15 protein-coding genes are annotated in these 22167 nt (G+C 63.8%); 11 read left to right on the top strand and 4 right to left on the bottom strand.

Annotated features, from left to right (window positions below; all coding sequences use genetic code 11):
* Window positions 1-22 precede the first annotated feature (22 nt).
* Window positions 23-634, top strand: a complete 612-nt coding sequence (locus ACNO8X_RS14805) for a hypothetical protein (protein WP_418001600.1) — start codon at window positions 23-25, stop codon at window positions 632-634.
* Between the two features lie 404 nt (window positions 635-1038).
* Here the strand turns inward: ACNO8X_RS14805 and ACNO8X_RS14800 are convergent, their stop codons facing one another.
* The gene (locus ACNO8X_RS14800) at window positions 1039-2166 is read right to left on the bottom strand and encodes a site-2 protease family protein (protein ID WP_418001599.1); all 1128 of its coding nucleotides are present in this window, start codon (window positions 2164-2166) and stop codon (window positions 1039-1041) included.
* A gap of 390 nt (window positions 2167-2556) precedes the next feature.
* On the opposite strand from ACNO8X_RS14800, the gene ACNO8X_RS14795 reads away from it, so the two are divergent.
* From ACNO8X_RS14795 to ACNO8X_RS14765, 7 genes are all read left to right on the top strand, one after another.
* Window positions 2557-3285 carry a DUF998 domain-containing protein gene (locus tag ACNO8X_RS14795; protein WP_418001598.1) on the top strand — a complete coding sequence of 243 codons (729 nt, stop codon included), beginning with the start codon at window positions 2557-2559 and terminating at the stop codon, window positions 3283-3285.
* Between the two features lie 118 nt (window positions 3286-3403).
* Window positions 3404-4252, top strand: coding sequence for a slipin family protein (locus ACNO8X_RS14790; RefSeq protein ID WP_133762747.1), 849 nt, complete (start codon window positions 3404-3406; stop codon window positions 4250-4252).
* Between the two features lie 289 nt (window positions 4253-4541).
* Entirely contained in the window at window positions 4542-5726 is a 1185-nt protein-coding gene (locus tag ACNO8X_RS14785; RefSeq protein ID WP_418001597.1) for a complex I 51 kDa subunit family protein, read from the top strand.
* Window positions 5723-8380 carry a formate dehydrogenase subunit alpha gene (gene fdhF / locus ACNO8X_RS14780; RefSeq protein WP_418001596.1) on the top strand — a complete coding sequence of 886 codons (2658 nt, stop codon included), beginning with the start codon at window positions 5723-5725 and terminating at the stop codon, window positions 8378-8380. Before ACNO8X_RS14785 ends, fdhF begins: the two co-directional genes overlap by 4 nt.
* Before the next feature lie 78 nt (window positions 8381-8458).
* The gene (otsB, locus tag ACNO8X_RS14775; RefSeq protein ID WP_418001595.1) at window positions 8459-12418 is read left to right on the top strand and encodes a trehalose-phosphatase; all 3960 of its coding nucleotides are present in this window, start codon (window positions 8459-8461) and stop codon (window positions 12416-12418) included.
* A gap of 630 nt (window positions 12419-13048) precedes the next feature.
* Window positions 13049-13795, top strand: a complete 747-nt coding sequence (locus ACNO8X_RS14770; protein WP_418001594.1) for a Crp/Fnr family transcriptional regulator — start codon at window positions 13049-13051, stop codon at window positions 13793-13795.
* Window positions 13796-14072: 277 nt separating this feature from the next.
* Window positions 14073-14966 carry a universal stress protein gene (locus ACNO8X_RS14765; RefSeq protein WP_418001593.1) on the top strand — a complete coding sequence of 298 codons (894 nt, stop codon included), beginning with the start codon at window positions 14073-14075 and terminating at the stop codon, window positions 14964-14966.
* A 32-nt stretch (window positions 14967-14998) separates the two neighbouring features.
* On the opposite strand, the gene ACNO8X_RS14760 is transcribed toward ACNO8X_RS14765, so the two are convergent.
* The gene (locus ACNO8X_RS14760; protein WP_418005910.1) at window positions 14999-15574 is read right to left on the bottom strand and encodes a hypothetical protein; all 576 of its coding nucleotides are present in this window, start codon (window positions 15572-15574) and stop codon (window positions 14999-15001) included.
* Between the two features lie 127 nt (window positions 15575-15701).
* Here ACNO8X_RS14760 and ACNO8X_RS14755 point away from each other — a divergent pair, with 127 nt between their 5' ends.
* From ACNO8X_RS14755 to ACNO8X_RS14745, 3 genes are all read left to right on the top strand, one after another.
* Window positions 15702-16637 carry a universal stress protein gene (locus ACNO8X_RS14755; RefSeq protein WP_418001592.1) on the top strand — a complete coding sequence of 312 codons (936 nt, stop codon included), beginning with the start codon at window positions 15702-15704 and terminating at the stop codon, window positions 16635-16637.
* The gene (locus ACNO8X_RS14750; RefSeq protein WP_418001591.1) at window positions 16634-17653 is read left to right on the top strand and encodes a zinc-binding alcohol dehydrogenase family protein; all 1020 of its coding nucleotides are present in this window, start codon (window positions 16634-16636) and stop codon (window positions 17651-17653) included. The genes ACNO8X_RS14755 and ACNO8X_RS14750 overlap by 4 nt, the downstream gene beginning before the upstream one ends.
* Window positions 17654-17781: 128 nt before the next feature.
* Window positions 17782-18672: an NAD(P)H nitroreductase gene (locus tag ACNO8X_RS14745; RefSeq protein ID WP_418001590.1), complete on the top strand. Its 891-nt coding sequence runs from the start codon at window positions 17782-17784 to the stop codon at window positions 18670-18672.
* Between the two features lie 161 nt (window positions 18673-18833).
* On the opposite strand, the gene ACNO8X_RS14740 is transcribed toward ACNO8X_RS14745, so the two are convergent.
* Window positions 18834-21230 (bottom strand): phosphoketolase, encoded by a 2397-nt coding sequence (locus ACNO8X_RS14740; protein ID WP_418001589.1) that lies wholly within the window; start codon window positions 21228-21230, stop codon window positions 18834-18836.
* Complete coding sequence (locus tag ACNO8X_RS14735; protein WP_418001588.1) at window positions 21227-22132, bottom strand: universal stress protein; 906 nt, start codon at window positions 22130-22132, stop codon at window positions 21227-21229. Before ACNO8X_RS14735 ends, ACNO8X_RS14740 begins: the two co-directional genes overlap by 4 nt.
* Window positions 22133-22167 lie beyond the last annotated feature (35 nt).

Below are 22167 nucleotides of genomic sequence, written 5' to 3'. Positions count from 1 at the left end.
AGAGCTAAAGGGGCAGCAAACCATGACCGACCAAATTGCCCACGCCGACGCCGGAGGCGAAATCCACAACGATGCGGGCGGGACTCTTGATGCGGGCCGTACTCGAGGTAATGGCAGCCGGGGACAGACCGATGCCGACACCGCAAACCCAGGTAACGCCGGGGATGGCGGACAACCCGGCCAAATCCCACCGGTACAGGATCGCTTCGTCCGACGCTGCCTGGCGGCGCTGGTGGTCGGAGACCTGGTCATCGCGACCGGCGCTCCGTTCTTGAACAAACTCTTCAAAGGTTGGAACGGGCCGCTGGAGGCCGCCGCTGCAGCCATTGCGGTCGGCACCTTCCTTGGCGTTTGGCTTCTCCAGCGTCACGGCGGGGCAGGCCGTCACGACCGGAACTCGATGCGCGACGCCATCACAGCCGCGTTCGTCGTCACGTACCTCGTCATCGTGGGCTGGGCGACGTTCTCCGCCCTCGGCAACGATGTGACGCCGTTTACCAAAGACCTGGTCGCAAACTTCACTCTGCTGGTCGGCGTCGTCGTAGGCGGCTACTTCGGGGCAGACGCCGTCAAACAGGTCACTTTGATCAACGCGGAACGTCACCAACAGGGCCGCGATGTCGGCCGCGACTAGCTCACATCCTGTTGACCCACAGGTGGAATTGCGACCCGCTTGACCGAATGGTCGAGATGTTCGCCGCGTAGCCCTCCGACGTCACGTCGACCGGAGAGCCTCCCGCCCACGCCATTGATGACCATCGTCACTATCGCCGCCTGCGCACCGGCTAAAAGAATCGAAGTGTCGTGCGAACGAAAGGAAGCCGATGTCACGCACCGATGAGTTCGAACTGACTAGCGAGCTACGCGACGCCATCGCCTGGAAGTTCCTGGGTTCCGAGTTCACCGGGCGGCGCCACGTCGGGTGGCCGATCGAACAGCGGCTCGACCGATACCTCATTCATCAAGGTCTGCCCGACTTGGGGACAAGTCGACGTCAACCCAATCACCCTGCAGATGTAACAGACCGCAGCCGAACCGTCAGACCTTGAGGGCGAGGGCGCGCACGTCGACCAGCCGGACAATGTCCTCGGCAGTGACGATGCCGACGACCTGTCCCGCATCGACGACTAGTGCCCGGCTACCGCACGCCGGGTCCAGCCGCCCGAGGAGGTCGGTGATCGATTCGTGAACACTAGTCGCAGGAACCCGATCACGGGGTATCGCCGCTTCGCCGACCAGCGTGCTAACCCGCAATTCCGGTGCGACGCTCCGTAATTGCCTGAGCGTGATCAGGCCAGTGATGTCTCCGTTCCGGTCCTCGACCGGATACGCCGAGTGCCGGTCGCCAAGCAGGTAACGCTGGATGAACTCGTCCACCGATATCCAGCCGGGCGCCGTATGAGGGTGCGCGGTCATGACGTCAGCGACAGCCAAGCCCGCGAGTGCCCGGCGGGTCCACCGCGTCATCTGCTCTGCGCGCGCCGCACTCAGCAAGAACCAACCGATGAACACCAGCCAAACCCCGCCGACTGTGATGCCCCTGAGGAACTCGAACAGTCCGACACCGATGAGCAGGTAGGCCAGGACGCGCCCCGCCCGGAGCGACTGTGTCGCAGCGCGCTCCGCATCGCCGTGCCGCCTCCACAGGTAGGCACGAAGGATCCGCCCGCCGTCCAGCGGGGCGCCGGGCAGCAGATTGAACAGTCCGACCACTACGTTGATTGCGGCGAGCCACCAGATGACGGCGGTGACGATGTCTGTGCCGGCGACGCCGCGCAGGGCGGTTGCCACCGCGGCAAACAGCCCTGCCAAGATCAGACTTGTCACGGGGCCCGAAGCGGCGATCCGGAACTCGGCTCTCGCGTCCTTTGCTTCGCTCTCGAGCTGTGCGATACCTCCGAACAACCACATTTGGATTCCGTGGACCTCGACGCCGTATCGGCGCGCTACGAACGCGTGAGTCAGCTCGTGGGCAAACACCGACAGGATGAGCACCACGGCCCCGGACAGTCCGGCCAGCCAGTAGATTCCGGCGGAGTGACCGGGCGCCATCGCGGGCAAGGAATCAGCCAGGCTCCACCCGAACAGCCAGAGGATGACGAGCACGCTCCAGTGCACACTCAGCGGGATCCCCGCCACTCGGCCCAGAGGGATTCCAGGTTCCATCTCGTCAACTCCAATTATCTTGCCCGACAACGACTCCGTAGTACGCGGCCGCCTACAAGCGCACATTCGAGCCCACCATGTGCGTTCCGCGGGCGGTAGGGACCGAAGTAACGAATCGGGTGGGGCTTATGTCTGGAGCCACCGAACAGGACCCTGGTCGGCAGGTTCAGGGACCAAATGCCATAGCAGCAGGCCCTACTTGGGACAATGCTCACGGGCATGACGCAGTCGGTTGATCGCTCGGACGCTGTCCGTCAGTTGGCGCATCGACTGGAATGCCTCTGCGGCAAGGGCATTGTGGTCCTGGGCAGGTCGCTGAACTTGCATGCCAGTGTCTTGTCGAACACCTCAGTGCCGTCGCGGCGACCCCGTAGCTGATCGGACGAAGGAGTGGCCTCCACCGTCCGGTTCCGGCCAGCACCCCAGCCGTGGTTGTTGGTCGGGGTCGCCGGACTCATCGGCTACTGTGACTTCCCGCTGCAATGGGTTATCGGATCGCCTCTCAGCCCCGCACGGTCGTACATCAGCGAACTGTCGGTGGCCGGCCAACCCGCATATCAAGCATTCCGGATCGGTGACCTCGTGGCTGGATTCGGCCTGACCGTACTCGGGGGAATTCTGCTGTTGTGGCGTCCGTCGCCACCGATGCGCCTCGGGAGCGCGGCGCTGACCATTGCCGCCGCAACCGCGATCATCGATGCCTTGTCACCCATGACGTGCACGCCCTCAACAGATGTCCGGTGCTGGGATGGTGATCACGCCGCCGTGTCCGCCCAGTTGTCGCAGTTGCACACCATCTCCGGGGTGATCGGATTCGCCGCAATGGTCATCGCGATGGCGGCCTTCGGCACCGCATTGCGCCGGCAATCGGAGACGCGCCGGCTCGGGTCCACCGGGCTCGTCGTGGCGGCCGTCGGCGCGCTGCTCGGTTGCGTGCAAATCGGCATGGCCCTCACCGGTTCTGACTGGACGGGACTGTTCGAGCGCATACAGGTGCTCACGATGACCGCCTATCTGGCGGCGTTGACCATTGTCGTCGCCCGCTCCGCCGGCCGGAGCCACAACCGAATGCGCAGCGAAAACCGGCGGCCGGCCCCTACCGGGATTCGAGCGAATTGACAAAAAGATTGCAGCCGCAGGCCCAATGGCCCTGTCCGGCACGCTCAGGGCAAGGCAATGTTCGTCATAGCGACTCATCGCGATCGGACGGTGGTCGACGCCGTTGTTTGGAGAAGACATGAACGGGACCGGCGTAGTGGTAGCGGTTGTCTTGGCCTTCGGCACTGTGCTGCTGGCGTCATCGATCCGCATCGTCAAGCAGTACGAACGCGGGGTGCATTTCCGCTTCGGCCGCATCATCGGTGTGCGGGATCCGGGGCTCCGGCTGATCATTCCTACAGTCGATCGCCTGCTGGCGGTGTCTTTGCGAATCGTGACAATGCCCATCCAGTCGCAGGGCATCATCACGCGGGACAACGTCAGCGTCGACATCGCCGCTGTCGCGTACTTCCGCGTCGTCGATGCGCGCAAGTCGGTCATGGCCATCGAAGATGTTGCCGTTGCGATCAATCAGATCGCACAGACCACGTTACGCAACGTCGTAGGCCAGCATTCTCTCGATGACGTACTGGCGAACACCAGCGAGATCAACACCAGCATCCGCCAGATCCTCGACACAAACACCCTCGAATGGGGCGTGGAAGTGACTTTGGTCGAACTCAAGGACATTCAACTGCCGGAAGGTATGAAACGAGCGATGGCGCGGGAGGCCGAGGCCGAGCGCGAGAAGCGCGCCAAAATCATTGCGGCAGAAGGCGAGGCCCGAGCCGCAGCGGCCCTCGGTCAGGCATCCGACACCATGATGGCGCATCCGCTCGCACTGCAGCTGCGCAATCTCCAGACGCTGGCCGAACTCGGTGTGGAAAAGAACACCACCGTCGTGTTTCCTGCGCCCCTGATGAGCGCGATCGGCGAACTAGGCACATTTCTGGCTCGGGAGTCGAGCGCCGCGACCGCAATGAACGGGCCGGACAGGCAGGGTGAATCCACGCACCCACGTCCGATGGCAGCAGCTGCCACCCGCTGAGGCTGACGTGATGAGGCAACCGGCACGCGACACTGTACGACTTCTCGGTGGTCGAGCGTTCTACCACCTCGCCGACGTGGTCGTCGACCATCAGCCATGCCAAGGTACTGCGTGCTTCGTTGCACGCCAACGCGACTCGCAACGCTGGGCCGAGGCCGAGCGTTCCGACCCGCGGCTCTACTGCCTAGGCCGCTGTTACGCCGCACCAGCCGCGGCCGATGACTGTTCGAAACCACACATCGAAATCGCCTGCGACACAGCAGTTACCCTGCCGCGAGTCACCCTGGATGTGGAATCAGACCTGAACAGCTACCGCAACGGTGGCGGCTATCGCGGCTTGGCTCGCGCATTGACGATTGGCCCCGACGCGACGCTGGCCGAGGTCGAGCGCTCTGGTCTGCGCGGCCGCGGGGGTGCCGGATTTCCCACCGCACGCAAGTGGCGCGCAACGCGAGCCCAACCTGCCGGCCCCCGCGCGGTCGTTGTCAATGCCGACGAAGGCGATCCGGGCGCCTATATCGATCGCGTCCTTCTCGAGGGCGACCCGCACGCCGCGCTCGAGGGGTTGGCGATCGCCGCATTCGCTATTGGTGCACAGGAAGCCCATATCTACGTCCGCCGCGAGTATCCCCTCGCGTTGGCAGCAATACGGAAGGCCGTGGCCGAGGCCGAAGACGCCGAGATCCTCGGCAAGGCGCTTCTCAGTGAAGGACCACCGCTATCGGTGACGGTCGTCGAGGGCAAGGGCAGCTATGTCTGCGGCGAGGAGACCGCGTTGCTGAACGCGCTGGAAGGGCGGCGGCCCACGGTACGGGCACGGCCACCGTTCCCCACCGAGCATGGCCTGTTCGGCGCACCCACTGTCGTCAACAACGTCGAAACCCTCGTCGCGGTGCCGTGGATCCTCCAAAACGGTGGAGATGCTTACGCCGCAATGGGATACGGCACCAGCAGAGGCACCAAGGTGGTGTCACTGAACTCACTGTTCCGCAGACCCGGACTGTACGAGGTGGAGTTCGGAACGCCGGTCACCGAGATCGTCGACGGTCTGGGCGGCGGGCTTGCCGAAGGTGAGTTGAAGGGGCTCCTCATCGGCGGCCCTCTTGCGGGGATACTGCCACCACAGCTCCTGGACACCCCACTGGCCTTCGACGAGTTGCGCAGTGTCGGTGCGAGCGTCGGACACGGCGGTGTGGTGGCGTTCGACGACAACACGTCGATCGCCGACCTCGTCCATCACGTTTTTCGGTTCGGCGCCTACGAATCGTGCGGCGCCTGCACGCCCTGCCGGGTCGGCGCGGCACGCGTCGAGGAGATGTTCGCCCCGGGTGCGTCCGCCAACCCGACGGAGTGGCGGTCGATCGTGCACGCGTTGGGCGCGACGAGCCTCTGCGGCCATGGTTCGGGTTTGGCGGAATTCGCGCGCAGCGTCATCGCGCACTACGGGACGGAGCTGGCCGCGTGCAACGCATGAGCATCGACGGTACCTCCGTTGCGTGCCAGCCGGGCGACACTATCCTGGCCGCGGCTCGCCGTGCGGATATCGATATCCCGGCGCTGTGCTACGACCCTCGGCTGGCTCCTGCCGGGGCCTGCCGCGTCTGTGTGGTGCACATCGATGGAAGCGACCGCCCCGCCGCGGCCTGCACCACCTTGGCCGCCGACGGCATGGTCGTCCACACCGGTACCGCAGAACTGTTCGAGCTGCGAAAGACCTTACTGGCCATGCTCGTTCGCGACTTTCCAGCCGCTGCCGTCGAGGCCGCGCCCGACTTGCCGTTCCACCGACTACTCACCGAACACGGTGTCCTGGCCACCGGCACAACGGATCCGGAGTTGGTCGACGCCTCACAGCCAACCATCCGAGTCGATCTCAACCAGTGCGTCAAATGCTGGCGTTGCGTCCGGATCTGCGACGAAGTGCAAGGCCAATTCACATGGCGCATCACCGGACGCGGCGACGCTTCGCAAGTCATTCCCGATTCGGGCGGCACGTTGGCCACCAGCTCGTGTGTGTCGTGCGGCGCATGCGTGGACGCCTGCCCAACCAATGCCCTGACCGATGCCGCAGTCCCGTTGCGCGCCAGCGACTGGACCCGCACCACCTGCCCATACTGCGGTGTCGGCTGCCAAATGCTCGTGGGCACCCGCGACGGCAACATCGTCGAAGTCCGACCCGACCTCGACGCGGCGGTCAACCGTGGCCACCTGTGCGTGAAGGGACGGTACGGCCATGGCTTCGTGCGATCACCGGAGCGCGTAAGCACTCCGATGGTGCGCAATGACACCGGCAACTGGATACCGGTCGGCTGGGACGTGGCTATCAGCACTGCCCTCAACGGTTTTCGCCAGGTCATCGATCGGCACGGGCCGCAGTCCGTGGGTGTACTCGGATCGGCGCGCGCCACCAATGAGGAGAACTATCTCACCGGCAAATTCGCCCGGGTTGTGTTGGAGACCAACAACGTCGACTGTTGTGCGCGGGTCTGTCACGCGCCGAGCGCCACGGGATTGAAGACGGCGTTCGGAACCGGCGCGGCAACCAACTCGTTCGAGGACATCGAGGTGGCCCGAACGATTCTGGTGTGCGGTTCCAACACCACCGAAGCTCACCCGATCGTCGGGGCACGCATCAAGCAAGCGCGCTTACGCGGAGCCAATCTCGTGGTCATCGACCCTCGAAGCATCGAGCTGGCCGAGTACGCCGACGTGCACCTGCGGCCTCGTCCGGGGACCAACGTCGCGGTGCTCAACTCGCTCGCCGCGGCGATCATCGACGAGGGCCGGCTCGATGATGCGTTCGCAGCCCAACGCGTCGACAATCTCAGCGAGTTCAAGCAATTCGTCGCCGCTTTCGCGCCGGAACGCATGCAGACGATCACCGGGTTGGTGCCCGAGGACGTCCGCAAGGCTGCCCGGATGTACGCGGGCGAAAAACCATCGATGATCTTTCACGGTCTCGGGGTAACCGAGCACGTTCAAGGCACCGACGCGGTCGTGTGCCTGGCCAACCTCGCTCTGCTCACCGGTAACGTCGGTCGGCCGGGCACCGGCGTGAACCCCCTTCGTGGACAAAACAACGTGCAGGGCTCGGCGCACATGGGCTGCCAACCTGACTCCCTGCCCGGAATGATCCCGCTGGCCGCGGGCCGGGCGAGAGCCGAGTCGGTGTGGGGCGCGCCCATGCCGGCTGCACCAGGGCTCGATGCCATGGAAATGCTCGACGCCGCCGCGGCAGGACAATTGGGCGCGCTGTGGGTCATCGGCTGGGACGTCCTGCAGACGCAGCCACATACGGCCGCGGTGGAACAGGCACTCGACGCAGTGAACGTACTCGTCGTACAGGACCTGTTTCTCACCGAAACCGCGCGTCGCTTTGCGACCGTTTTTCTGCCGGTGGCGTCCTCGTTCGAGAAAGAGGGGACATTCATGAACTCGGAGCGCCGCGTCCAGCGCGTGCGCGCGGCCGTGACCGCGCCGGACGGGGTCAAAACCGACACCGAAATTCTGTGTCTCGCCGCCGCGGCAGCGGGGTTCGGCGACCGCTTCGACTACCGCGGCGCCGAGCAGGTGTGGGATGAGATTCGTCGTCTATGGCCCGCCGGAGCGGGCATCACCTACCCACGATTGGACAGTCCGAACGGCCTGCAGTGGCCATGCCCGCAAGAGGGCCACCCGGGCACCCGCCTCTTGCACGTCGACCAGTTTCCCGGAATCGGAGCACGAGCATCATTGCGGTGCATAGCATTTCATCCCAGCGCCGAACAGCCGTCCGCGCCGTATCCGCTCATACTGATAACCGGTCGGGAGCTCTATTCGTTCAACGCCGGCACCATGAGCGGCAGGTCGACGACTGCCGAGCTGACCGACGGCTGCGTACTGGACGTCTCCCCCGCCGACGCCGCCGACCTCGGCATCGTCGAGGGCCGCCCGGTGCGGATCCGCAGCCGGTATGGCCAAGTCGTCATGCCCTGCCGCATCAGCGCGGCGGTAGAACCGGGTGTCGTGTTCAGCACCTTCAGCGATCCCGCCGTGATGGTCAACGCGGTCACCGGCCCCGGCCGCGATCCCCATACCCGCACCCCCGAGTACAAGGTCACCGCGGTACGAGTCGAACGGACCGACTGACCAGTCGGGCCCGACGTCATCCCAACCACGGGCCGTTCGGCCCTCCCCGCGCGCCGAGCTGCCTGAGATCGTCACAGGGTGTCGGAACACGCAGACGGTCCAGTCGCCATCGACCCGCGTTTCTACGACGCGGTGCTGTTCGATCTCGACGGGGTGCTCACCGATACCGCCTCAGTGCATTTCGCTGCATGGAAAGCCGTCTTCGACGCCTACCTCGCCAGCCGCGACACGGAAGACGGTCACGAGCTGAATCCGTTTACCGAGGCCGACTACCGGCGCTTCGTCGATGGCAAGCCACGCGAGGACGGGATACGGGACTTCCTTGCCTCACACGGAATTTCGCTGCCGCAAGGGGACGTCACCGACGACGGCGACGACACCATTCAGGGCCTGGGTAACCGCAAGCAACGACTGTACGGGGAACTCCTGGCGCGTGGGATCAGCGGTTTTGACTCCTCCGTCGCATTCGTACATCAGCTCCGCAGTGCAGACATCCGCACAGCCGTGTACTCATCCAGCCGCAATTGCGCGAACGTCTTGCGCGCGGCCGGCCTCGACGAGTTGTTTCCGATCCGGGTGGACGGGGTGCTGGCTGAGCAGCTGGGCCTGGCCGGCAAGCCGGATCCCGCCATGTTGAAGGAAGCCGCTGATCGCTTGGGGGTGCGGTCCGATCGATGTGTGGTAGTCGACGACGCTGTGTCCGGTGTGGAGGCCGGCCGGGCGGGCGGATTCGGCCTCGTCGTGGGCGTGGCCCGCACCGGTTTCGCGCAGGAGTTACTGACCGCCGGCGCCGACGTCGTGGTCGGCGACCTGGCGGAGATGACCGTCCAGGTCGCTGGTCGCCGGATATCGACGTTGCCGGACGCGCTCGCATCCTTTGGCCTCCTGGGTGGTGTCACTGTCCCCCGCCGCCCGGCGCTGTTCATCGACTTCGACAGCGCGCTCCCCCACGTCGTACGCGAACTTGGCGTCAGCGCGCTCACACCGCGCGCCACACATGCGCTGCAGGCGCTCTCGGCGCTGTGCCCCGTCACCATCCTCAGCAGTTACGACCTTGCCGACCTGCAGTCCTCAATCGGGGTGCCCGGACTGTGGTACTACGGCAGCGACGGCCTTGAGTTCTGCGCTCCCGACCACAGTCACCACCAACACGATGCGGCCGTCGCCACCATTCCCCTGCTGGAGTCCGCCGCTGCAATGCTCGAGAACCGCCTCGAAGGCATCCCGGGAATCCGCTTGGAACACAGGCGGTTTGCCATCGTGATCCACTACGGAACTGCCCCAGCGAAACAAACTGCCGACATCAACATCGCGGTGCACGCCGCCGCCCGCCAGCACCACCTGCGGATCACCCAGGGCCACAACGCCGTCGAATTGCACCCCGACGTCGACTGGCGCGAGTGCAAGATGTTGCACCGGATCATAGAGATGGCTGGAGACGGGATACCGCTGCTGCCGATCTATATCGGAAGCAACAGGTCGGATGAGATGGCGTTCGACGCGATCGAACACGACGGCGTGTCGATCATCCTGAGGGACACCGAAGACGGGGACCGGCGTACTTCCGGTCAGTTCAGCGTCGAAGACGCAGAGCGCGTCGTGGATTTTCTCGAGCACATGTCCGACCAACTGGCAGCAGCAGGACAATCAGAGACTGATGGTTGGTCGATCACCTTCGACGACTACCAACCACGGTATGAGCGGCTGCGGGAGGTGTTGTGCGGAATCGGCAACGGCTACCTGGGCAGTCGCTGCTGCGCGCCTGAAGCCACGGCAGGTGACTTCCACTATCCGGGCACATACGTGGCCGGCGTCTACAACCGCCTCGCCGACGACGTCGCGGGCACTGTGATCGACAATGAGAGCATCGTCAACCTTCCCAACTGGCTACCGTTGACGTTTCGGATCGACGACGGCCAATGGTTCGACATCGACCGCGTAGAGGTCCTGACATACCGGCAATCGATCGACCTCCGCCATGCCGAGTCGATCCGGGAAATCAGATTCCGAGATGCCGCAGGACACACCACCAGCGTCCAGCAGCGGCGGTTCGCCTCGATGCACGATCCTCATGTCTGCGCGCTGCAGACTACGGTCACGGCCGAAGACTGGACGGGCACCATCGAGTTCCGGTCGGCCGTCGATGCCTCGGTCAAAAACGCGGGTGTGGAACGTTACCGCGACCTGGCCGGCGGCCACCTCGCTGTCAGTACGGCGCAGGACCTGTCGGACGGATGTGTGCTGGTGGAAACCCAGACGGTGCAATCCCGAAGTCCGGTGGCGGTCGCTGCCCGGACTACAGTGCGGCAAGGAGACCAACGTGTCGGTTCGGGCTACCGGTACTTCGAAGCCGACGGCTGCGCCGGTCACACCGTCACTGTAGAGCTCACTGCGGGCCAGTCGGTGATCGTCGAGAAGGTCGCGCTGATATTCACCGGTCGCGATCACGCGGTGTGCGAACCCGGCAACGAGGCCCGCCGCAGACTCAACGGCGTACATCGGTACGACGAACTCTGCTCAGCACACCGCATTGCGTGGGGTCAGCTGTGGGAATCATTCAACCTGCACCTGGTTGCCGAGGCCGCCGAGCTGCGCATTCACCGCTTGCATATCTTGCACCTGCTGCAGACCGCATCCGTGCACACTGCTGATCTCGACGCCGGAGTGCCTGCGCGTGGGTTGCATGGCGAGGCGTATCGCGGCCATATCTTCTGGGACGAACTGTTCATCATCCCGGTGCTCAATCTCCGGACCCCGGCGGTCAGTCGCGCGTTGTTGAAGTATCGGTACCGCCGGCTGCCCGAAGCGCGGCGCGCAGCAGCCGCCAGTGGCTACGCAGGTGCGATGTTCCCCTGGCAATCAGGTAGCGATGGCCGCGAAGAGAGCCAACAGATGCACCTGAATCCCTTGTCGGGCAGGTGGAACCCGGACCCCAGCCGCCATGCGCACCACGTCGGAATAGCGGTTGCCTTCACCCTCTGGCAGTACTACCAGGTGACGGGCGATCTCAAGTACCTCATCGATTATGGCGCGGAGATGCTCCTTGAGATCGCTCGCTTCTGGGTCAGCCGTGCCAGCTTCGACATCTACCGCGGCCGCTATCAAATCCGGGGTGTGATCGGACCTGACGAGTTCCACACCGGATATCCGGGGCGTCCATACGAGGGAATCGACAACAACGCCTACACCAACGTGATGGCGGTGTGGGTCATCGCGCGTGCCCTCGAATCCCTCGACATGCTTCCGCTACGCGATCGCTTGGACCTGCTGGACAGGCTCAACCTGCGCGGCCCCGAACTTGCCCAGTGGGAAGACGTCACTCGGCGGATGTTCGTCCCGTTTCACGACGGCGTCATCAGCCAGTTCGAAGGATACGAACTGTTGCGTGAATTGGACTGGTCCGCCTATCGCAAGCGGTACAACGATATCCGTCGGCTTGACCGCATTCTCGAAGCAGAACACGACAGCGCAGACCACTACCAGGTATCCAAGCAGGCTGACGTCCTGATGCTGTTCTATCTGCTCTCCGCCGACGAGTTGCGACAACTGCTGGCGCGTCTCGGATACCGGCTGCCACCTGAAGCTATTCCGAAAACCGTCGACTACTACTTCAATCGCACGTCGCACGGATCAACGCTGAGTGCCGTCGTGCACGCCTGGGTGTTGGCTCGCGGCAACCGGGACCAAGCGACGTCGTGTTTCGCGCAGGTGCTGAAATCCGACATCGCCGATGCTCCCGGCGGCACCACCTCTGAGGGGGTCCATTTGGCCGCCATGGCCGGCAGCGTCGACCTGCTACAACGCTGTTTCTCAGGACTTGAGACGAGGTGTGACAGGCTGGTGCTCGGCCCAATGTGGCCGGAAACTGCTGGAACGCTTGGGTTTTCGATCTGGTATCGCGGACACCGGCTGCATTTGCGAATTCACGGACGAACCGCCGAGGTCACCGCCGACCCCTCCGACGCGGCGCCGATCGACGTCGAATGCCGAGGACGCATCCAGTCACTTGCCGCGGGTTCGACCATCCGGATCTGTTAGGCCGTCGACAGGGACCATAGCCGCCGTGGCCTCCGCACTACCGCCTCGACCTCGATCTCGACCGACAACCGGGCAGCCACAGCATGGGCGCTTGGCCAGTCACCTTCGCACACTGCGCGCGCCAACTCATCGACCGCTGGACTTTCGGCATCGAATTCGGCCAGCCAGGACGCAACCACATCGGCGATCATGTCGCCGGGTACCTGCGCCGTCCTACCGTGGTGCAGGCAATCACGAACGCAGAAGCAAGGCTGCTCCTGAGCCATCTCAGATCCGCGACCGGTCCAGTGCGCGATTGCTCCCATGACGATCACCTCCGAATTTGCTGACAGAACAATCCCATCACCGGCGCGATGCCAGGTGTAGGGGCCTAAGTAGCAACATCGCGATGCCCTATGGCGCCTGGCCGGTGGCCGAAATCCGAACAGACAAGGGACTTTTGTACGGCCCAAAGTCGGTGAATCGGGCCAAACGTCCCTATCGGATCACCGGCGGCAATTTTAAGGTCACACCATGCGCCGACCATGCCGGGTGCCGGAGTCAAACCCCGCGAGAAGTGTGCTCAACCGCAGCGGCACACATATGTCCACCAGGACCATGCGGAATCGCCGGGCGGAACGTGCGGTACCGGTGATCCACGCCGATTGGAAAACTGCGCTGAGCAGGAGCTGGTTGATCCACGACCGCGAGACGGTGGACGAGCTCCTTGGACTGACCGGATCGCCGCCATCGCTACACCTCAACGACTTCCCCACCGCACATCAGATCTTTGTCGAAGGCAAGCCGGCCAACCGCGTCTACGTGATCATCTCGGGGATCGTGAAACTGACGGCAAAGCTCCCCCGCGGCCGTTCCAGCGTACGGTCGCTGCTGGGCCCCGGCGACATCATCGACGCTGCGGCGGTATTCGATGGCGGGCCGCACGGCTACACCGCAACCTGTCAAAGCCTTGTGCGCACAGCCTCGTTGAGTAGTAGTGCCTTGCAACGGCTCCTCAGACAGCGGCCGATACTCGCCCAACGATGGCTGCAAGCTCTCGCTCAGGAAATCCGCGACCGTGAACAAGACATTGCGCTCTTGGCATCGGGTGATATCGCCGGCCGTGTCGCACGCGAACTGATCGCATTCGCCGAGCATCTCGGGAAACCCGTCGACGGCGTGGTGCACGTCGATCACACTCTGACCCGTCAGGAGTTTGCCGAGCTGGTCGGCGCCCCAAAAGAACCGGTCGGCAAGGCACTGGCGAACTTCGTCGCGCACGGATGGATCGTCACGGGTCCGGGCCGATTCGAGATCACCGACATAGATCAACTCCATCGACGCGCCGCAGCAGCCTTCGCCACGTCGCCCCTTGACGCGCGGGCGCTCGCCAAATGACGCCGACACCGGGAAGGACCGCAATGACGGCAGCACGAGCAGACGTCCGGGTACTTGCCCAGCAGTTCCTCGCGTCGCCATACGCCCGCGCGGAATTCGTCAATTGGCCGATCGATCAACGTGTCGAGAGATTCCTCGACAGTCGTGGGTTGTCTCACCTGGCTGACGACGGAGACTCGCTACGCGGCTTGGTCGATCGAATCCTGCACTGCCACAACTGCGAACTCTCACCTGAGCGCTGCGACCGAGCAGTCACCTGCCGAGCGGACGTCCAGCGATGAAACGGCGCAACAGCCGATTCGGCATCCTGGTCGGTATCGACGGATCTGCCGAATCCCGCAACGCCGTCCATTGGGCCTTTGACACTGCCGCGCGGCACGACCTGCCGCTCACCGTTGTCCACGTCTTGCGTGAGCCCGAGAACCATTGCAATGCTTGGGGGTTGACGAGTTCTCCTAAGTCGATCCGGTCAAGCTCGCAGGCCGAGCATGATGTCGAGGCCTTGGTCGGCAGCGCGATATCCGTCATCGACCATCTGGCCGAAGCCACGCCGCTCGAATATCTCTGGACCAGGCTGCACACCGCACCGACGGCCGCGACGTTGGCGGACCTTTCCGGTGACGCCGACATGGTCGTCGTGGGCGGTACTGAACGCCGCCTCGCCTCGCCTGCACTGTGGTCGTCCATCGGCATCGACTTGGCCTGCCACGCGGGTTGTCCGGTCGCAGTCGTGCGCGGCAAGGCCAGAACTCGGCCGAGTACCTTGCCCGTGGTTGTGGGTATCGACGGCTCGGCCGCCTCAGAAGAAGCCGTAGCCATCGCATTCGACGAAGCGGCGTCGCGGGGCGTCGAGTTGGTGCCGCTCTGCGTGGTCAGCGAGCACACCACCATCGAACTGGCGGGGACCACACTCGCGCCCGACACGTCCGGCCAGGAAATCCTCGCCGAGCGGCTGGCCGGCTGGGCCGAACGGTATCCGGACGTCAAGGTTCGACCTCTGGTGGGATGGGGTGATCCCGCCCGCAGACTGCTGGAGGAAGCTGCGACGGCCCAACTTCTTGTCGTCGGCAGCCATGGACGCAGCCCGATTGCCGGCGCCGTACTCGGTTCGGTCAGTGGCGCGGTCGTCTCGAAGTGCCCTGTCCCGGTGATCGTCGCCCGGCAGCCCTGAAGTGGCTGCCACGCCTCCCGGGGGTACTCAGTTCAGCGGTATCGCAATGGCAAGTGCCACAGCGACTCCCGTGAATCAAGTTCCCACAGTCGGATGGCATTGAGCCGGACCAGGCTCAATGCGCCGGCAATGAGAATGCCGGCGAGGGGGACGCCACCGAGTACAGCGGTCAGAATCGCGGTACTCAGTTCATCCGGGTCTGCCGTCGTGACGTCGAACCACGCATCACACAGCAAGAGGATCCCCGTGGTGAACGCAGAAAACACCAACAGATGGCGGTGCAGCCACGCGAGGATGGCCGTAGCCGCCATGAATACCACCAACAAGCAATCGAATCCGATCCAGATCAGCGGCCAGTTCCGGACCTCGTGCGGTCGCGGCAGCGTGAACGCCAAATAGACGATCCACGGAATCATGAACACCACGCCGCCGGTCATCAGACTGAGATGCGCGCGCCGCAGTCTCCTCGGGCGAGCGGCCGACATCACTTCGCCGATCGGTCGCTGGAGACGGCGGATAAGGTCGCGGCGCTGCGCGGGCGTCAATGCTTCGATCTCGTTGTCCGACAGTACATCTCCGGCTTGCCCTCCGCCAGCGTCGTGTTGCAGCACCTGATCAACGCTACGAGAAATCGGCACCCGCGCGTTAGAGCCGTTGGTCCTGATACGAACGGGACGACCGTCCGATGACCTTGGTCCCTAGCACAGCAAGTGGAGGCAGAACACCATGGAAGACATGTCAATTGCTGCTATTCCCGGCATTGTCGTCGGCATCGACGGATCGGCCGATGGCGAAGCCGCAGTGCGGTGGGCTGTCGCAGACGCGATGCTCAGCCATCAGAAAATCACCTTGGCACATGTGGTCAGTCCGTTGGTGGGCGGCTACTCCGGCGTCGGAATGTCCACACCGGTTTGGCCAGCAGACCTGAACGACTGGCGGCAGGACCATGGAAAACAACTGCTCGCCAACGCGGTACATCTCGCGCGTTCCCTCGCCGATGGGGAGCTGGACATCGAAACTGTGATGCCGTTCGGTGCCATCGTGCCCGCATTGGTCGAATTGAGCGCTCGCACCGACATGTTGGTGCTGGGCAGCCGCGGGTTGGGCACCTTCAACCGCGCGCTGCTGGGCTCGGTCAGCACCGCACTGGTCCACCACGCGCACTGTCCCGTCGTGCTGGTACACGCAGACGCGCCATTGCTCGCTGCCGACGCCCCGATCCTGTTGGGCACAGATGGTTCGGCGGCGTCGGTGCCTGCGGTCGAACTGGCCTTCCGGGAAGCTTCTTGCCGAAACGTCGCACTGATCGTGCTGCATGCCTGCAGCGACTCCGAGGTACCCCAGCTCACCGCGGTTCCATGGTGGGCACTCGACAGCGACGCCGAACGTCAATTGAGTCAGTTCTTGGCGCCGTACCGAGAACGCTATCCCGAAGTAGTGGTTCGGTATCACGTGGTGCGCGATCATCCAGCACGTCACCTGGTGGAAGAATCTGAGTCTGCCCAGTTGGTCGTCGTAGGTAACCGTGGGCGCGGTGGCCTGGCCGGCATGCTGCTGGGATCGGTCAGTTCCACATTGGTGCACGCGACCACGACGCCGGTCGTCGTCGTGCACCGCGACCCCGCCCGGGTCGAAACCAGTCCGACGGTTGCCACGGCGGCGCAATCATGATCACCTCGACCATGCGCACCTGGCGAGTTCGCACCCCGGCTCCCATCGACAGCGGCCCGCTCGAACTCGGCAGCGCCGACATCACGGAACCGGCTGACGGCGAATTGCTCATCGCCGTGCGCGCCTGCGGAGTTTGCCGCACCGATCTGCACATCGTCGAAGGCGACCTGCCCGTGCACCATCCGCACGTCACGCCCGGTCATGAGGTAGTGGGTGAGGTGGTGGCTGTCGGAGACCGGACCTCCGGCGAGTTCTCAGTCGGTGATCGCGTCGGGGTGGCGTGGCTCAGACACACCTGTGGACGGTGCCAGTTCTGTGCGCGAGGCGCGGAAAACCTCTGCCCACAGTCTCGCTACACGGGGTGGGATGCGGACGGTGGCTACGCGGAATTCGTCACCGCACCAGCCGATTTCGTTCATCTCCTGCCCGCGGGCTACTCGGATGCCGAACTTGCGCCACTGCTGTGCGCCGGCATCATCGGATACCGATCGTTGCTGCGGGCCGACCTGCCCGACGGTGGGCGTCTGGGCATCTACGGGTTCGGTGGCAGTGCACATATCACCGCTCAGGTAGCTCGAGCCCGCGGTGCAGAAGTCCATGTCATGACGCGCGGTGAAGCCGCCCAAAGACTGGCCATGGAACTCGGTGCCGCCTCGGCACAGGGTCCTGCCGATCCGCCGCCCGTGCCGCTCGATTCCGCCATTCTCTTTGCCCCCGTCGGGGAGTTGGTATTGCCGGCACTCGAAGCCCTCGATCGCGGCGGCACCCTGGCCATCGCCGGCATCCATCTCAGCGATATTCCGGCACTGAACTACCAGCGGCACCTGTTTCAAGAACGACAAGTGAGATCGGTGACCTCCAACACCCGCGCCGATGCCCGCGAGTTTCTGGCGTTCGCCGGTAGCCATCACATCGAAGTCACTGCCCCGACGTACCCGTTGGACCAGGCTCAGCACGCGCTGAGCGACTTGGCTGCCGGGCGCATCTCCGGTGCCGCGGTGCTCCAGGTCAGTTGATCCCTGGTTCACGTCGACCGCCAGGCCTGCCGGCAGGAGTCCAAGGGCACACCGACGAGGACCTACGACCCTGTCGGATCCGCCTGCGGCACTACGACACTCGAACCTATCGAACGTGTCGGAAAGGGATGACGATGCTCAAGACAACGCTACCAGTCGAGGTCCTCGAGGACGCCGTACGCCTGGCCTGTCAAGCTCCGTCCTATCGGAACAGCCAGCCGTGGAGTTGGATCATCGACCATTCGCAATTGCAGCTGTTCCTCGCCCCCGAACAAGTGCCGTCCGCGGATCACGCTGGGCGGCAATCACTGATCAGCTGCGGAGCGGCGCTGGATCACCTGCGTGTCGCGATGGCCGCCAATCGCTATGACTGCCGAGTGAACTATTTTCCATCCGCGAACAGTGTTGCGTACCTGGCCTCGATCGACTTCGCACCGGCCGACTGTGTAGGTGAACTCCAGCGCCGACGTGCCCGGGCCATCAACGACAGGCGTTCCGTTCGACTGCCGTATGACGAGCCGCCGAACTGGTCTCAGTTCGAGCCCAGGATGCACTCGGACGTCGATTGCCGGTTCACCTACCTCGATGTCATTGCCGAAGGCGATCGGGCCGAGATCACCGAAACAACCCTACTGGCGGACCAGCTGCAGCCGTTCGAGTCAGATACGAACCGTTGGGGCACAAGCACATCCGAGCAAGATCGATATGAACGAGCCGAAGTCACCGGTGATCATTCTGTGTTGCTGGTGTTGTCAGCGGTCGAGAACACCCGGCGCGCGATTTTCGGCTGTGGTGAGTCACTCTCGCAGGTCCTCATCGAGGCCACCATGGCGGGTTTCGCCACGTCAGTCATGACCTGGGCGCTCGAGGTGCCGGCTACTCGCGACATCGTGGCTGATGTTGTTGGTCGATCGCTGCCTCAGGTGATCGTACGGATCGGAGCCCACGGCGACCGTAGTCTCTTGCCGCCGCCGGCTCCACGCCGACCGCTGTCCGAGGTCCTGCATTTCGCCGGATGAGGATAGCCATGAACGCCGAACAAGCCGCTCCTGTCATCATCTGAATCCCGGTGGTGATGAACCAGCGCGTGCTCTTCATCGACCGGGATCACGATGCAGTCGAATCTCGCACTGACCACACGGCAGCAGCCGCAGGTGACCAGACAGTGCCGCAATAGGTTTCAGCTGGGTATCGGCATCCAGTTCCATTCCTGTACCTCCGGCAGGTCCTCACCGTAGGTGCGAATCCAGTCCCGATGGCGGTCCTGGGCGGAGGTCATGTCAGCGCGCAGCGCGTCCGCAGCCGGACCGCGAAGTCCGGGTGTCAGGTCGATCGTGTCGATCACCAGCTGGAAGCGATCCATCTTGTTCAGCACCAGCATGTCGAAAGGCGTCGTCGTCGCGCCCTCTTCCAGATATCCGCGTACATGCAGGTGTCGATGGTTGCGTCGGCGGTAGGTCAACCGGTGAATCAACGACGGGTAGCCATGATAGGCAAAGATCACCGGCCGGTCGGGGGTGAACAACGTGTCGTACTCCGCATCGGTCATACCATGCGAATGCTGGGTGTTGGACTGCAGGCGGAACAAGTCGACGACATTGACGACACGAATCTTGAGCTTCGGCAACCGGTTTCGCATGATCGAGACGGCCGCGAGCACCTCGACGGTCGGAACGTCGCCCGCGCAGCCCAGGACCACATCGGGCAACGAACCCGCGTCGGTGCTGGCCCACTCGAAGATATCCGCACCGCGCGCGCAGTGCACCGCGGCTTGCTCGGCTGTCAGCCAGACCGGTGCGTCATTCTTCCCCGCGACGATCACGTTGATGTAGTCGCGACTGGCGAGGCAATGCGCCGCCACCGACAGCAAGGTGTTGGCGTCCGGCGGCAGGTAGATGCGGGCGATCTCGGCACGCTTGTTGGCCACATGGTCGATGAAGCCTGGATCCTGGTGCGAGAAGCCGTTATGGTCCTGGCGCCACACGTGCGAAGTGATCAGGTAGTTCAGGGACGCGATCGGTGCCCGCCATGGTAGTTCGCGACTCACCTTGAGCCACTTGGCATGCTGGTTCACCATCGAGTCCACGACATGGGCGAACGCCTCGTAGCTGTTGAGCAGGCCATGTCGACCCGTCAGCAGATAGCCTTCCAGCCAGCCCTGACACATGTGTTCCGACAAGACCTCCAGCACACGTCCGTCGCAAGCCAGGTGCTCGTCGCTCGGCAGAATTGCTGCGTTCCACTGTTTGTCGCTGACGTCATACACCGCACCGAGCCGATTCGAAGCGGTCTCATCTGGCCCGAACAATCTGAAGTTGCGGTAGCACGCGTTACGCACCATCACTTCGCGTAGATACCGGCCGAGGACCCGGGTTGGCTCGGCAGTGGTGTCGCCCGGCGTCACGGTGGACACGGCAAATTCCTTGGCAGCAGGCAGATGCAACGGCGTGAGCAGCAGGCCGCCGTTGGCATTCGGGTTCAGCCCCATCTGGTAATCGGGTGTCGGAATGTTGTCGGTCACCAGCGCTGTCGGGCAACCCATCTCGTCGAACAGCTCATCGGGCCGATAGGAGGAGAGCCAATCGACAAACTGTCGGCGATGTTCCGGATCGGTCCGAACGTCGGCTATGGGCACTTGATGCGCGCGCCAAGTCCCCTCCACAGGTAGACCGTCGACCCATTGGGGTCCGGTCCAGCCTTTGGGTGTCCGCAATACGATCATGGGCCACTGGGGTCGCGGTGGTGGCGACGGGGCGGTTCGCGCGACGTGGTGTATTTCGTTGATCATCGCGACAACGCGGTCGAGCGCCGCGGCCATCTCCTGGTGCATCTGGTGCGGATCGGCACCGCTGACGTAGATCGGGTGATGCCCGTATCCGCGTAACAGGCTGTCGAGCTCAGCGTCCGTGATCCTCGCCAACACCGTTGGGTTGGCGATCTTGTATCCGTTGAGATGCAAGATCGGCAGGACCGCACCGTCGGTGGCCGGGTTGACGAATTTGTTGGAATGCCAACTGGCAGCCAGCGGGCCCGTCTCGGCTTCACCGTCACCGATTACGCACGCCACCAACAGGTTCGGATTGTCGAGTACAGCGCCGTACGCGTGCGCCAACGAATAGCCCAGCTCGCCGCCCTCATGGATCGACCCCGGCACCTCCGGTGCGACATGACTGGGCACCCCACCCGGAAAAGAGAATTCACGGAACAACGTCGCCATGCCGTGGGCGTCGCGAGTGATGTCAGGACGAGTCCGGGTATAGCTGCCCTCAAGCCACGCGTTAGCAAACAAAGCGGGCCCGCCGTGCCCCGGGCCGATGACGTACATCGCGTCCACATCATGATCGATGATGACGCGATTCAAGTGCGCGTAGACGAAATTCAGTCCTGGCGAGGTTCCCCAGTGGCCCAACGGGCGTGGCTTGATGTGTTGCCGCTCCAACGATGTTCGCAGCAGCGGGTTGTCCATCAGGTAGATCTGGCCGGCGGTCAGATAGTTTGCCGCTCGCCAGTACGCGTCGACCGATCGCAATCGCGCCGCTGACAGCGGCTCGCTGACCTCACGCGTTGCGCTGGTCATCGGGCGGACTCGTGAGCATGAGGCCGAGCGACGAGTACCGGGCAATTCGCTTGGTGAATCAGCCGATGGCTGGTGGCTCCGAGGAACAACCCGGTTGCATCGCCGTGCCCGTGGCTGCCGGCAATGAGCAATTGGGCGTGTTGGGCATGGCCAAGCAGGACTTGCGCGGGGTTGCCGATTGCCGTGATGCGACGGACTTGGACGTCGGGGAACTTCTCCTGCCATCCCGCCAATCGCTCGGCCAGCAGCATCTCCTGCTGTTCCTCGCGAGCCCGGCCGGTCAGATCATTCCAAGGCGGTTCTGCATAGAAGAAATAGGCCGGCAGATAGCTCCAGACCAGCACAGCTATCAGTTCGGCACCCCGCATGGAGGCCTCCTCGAACGCCCAGGCGATCGCATCTTCGCTGTCCGGCGCGCCGCTGATCCCGACCACGACGGATCCCGTCACGGGCACCCCGGGGGCACGGACCACAACAACTGGACTGTGCCCGTGCGCCGTCAATGCCACCGACACCGAGCCGGCCAGCAGCCCCATGAACGCGTTGAGTCCAGTTGAACCCACCACCGTCAGGAACGCACCCTTCGACAGCTCGGCCAACACGCGAGCTGGGCGACCGGCCACCCTGGACAGCGTTACCTCCAGATCGGGGTCCAGAACCCGGACACGATCCATCGCTTCGTCAAGAAAGCGCTGGCCGGTCGTTTCCAGGTACGTGAAGAAGCTCTCCGAGGCACCGGGGTTGAATCCCATCGCAAAACTCTCGAAGTCGACGGCGTGCGCCAATCGGAGCGGAAGATTGCGCAGCTGCGCCTCATTGACGGCCCAGGTCAGGGCGAGCAGTGACGAGCTCGACCCGTCGACTCCGACCAAAATGTAAGGGCGGGGAGATAATTCGGTCACGATTTCCTCCGTTGACTATGCCGATCCGACGTTCA

Origin of the sequence: Mycobacterium sp. PDNC021, assembly GCF_048282635.1 — a bacterium.
Lineage (GTDB): Bacteria > Actinomycetota > Actinomycetes > Mycobacteriales > Mycobacteriaceae > Mycobacterium > Mycobacterium llatzerense.
This window is presented reverse-complemented; position numbering and strand designations above follow the sequence as displayed.

Coding starts and splice junctions, on each gene's coding strand:
- ACNO8X_RS14805 (WP_418001600.1), top strand. CDS start 23: ATGACCGACCAAATTGCCCACGCCGACGCCGGAGGCGAAATCCACAAC.
- ACNO8X_RS14800 (WP_418001599.1), bottom strand. CDS start 2,166: ATGGAACCTGGAATCCCTCTGGGCCGAGTGGCGGGGATCCCGCTGAGT.
- ACNO8X_RS14790 (WP_133762747.1), top strand. CDS start 3,404: ATGAACGGGACCGGCGTAGTGGTAGCGGTTGTCTTGGCCTTCGGCACT.
- fdhF (WP_418001596.1), top strand. CDS start 5,723: ATGAGCATCGACGGTACCTCCGTTGCGTGCCAGCCGGGCGACACTATC.
- ACNO8X_RS14765 (WP_418001593.1), top strand. CDS start 14,073: ATGAAACGGCGCAACAGCCGATTCGGCATCCTGGTCGGTATCGACGGA.
- ACNO8X_RS14755 (WP_418001592.1), top strand. CDS start 15,702: ATGTCAATTGCTGCTATTCCCGGCATTGTCGTCGGCATCGACGGATCG.
- ACNO8X_RS14750 (WP_418001591.1), top strand. CDS start 16,634: ATGATCACCTCGACCATGCGCACCTGGCGAGTTCGCACCCCGGCTCCC.
- ACNO8X_RS14745 (WP_418001590.1), top strand. CDS start 17,782: ATGACGATGCTCAAGACAACGCTACCAGTCGAGGTCCTCGAGGACGCC.
- ACNO8X_RS14740 (WP_418001589.1), bottom strand. CDS start 21,230: ATGACCAGCGCAACGCGTGAGGTCAGCGAGCCGCTGTCAGCGGCGCGA.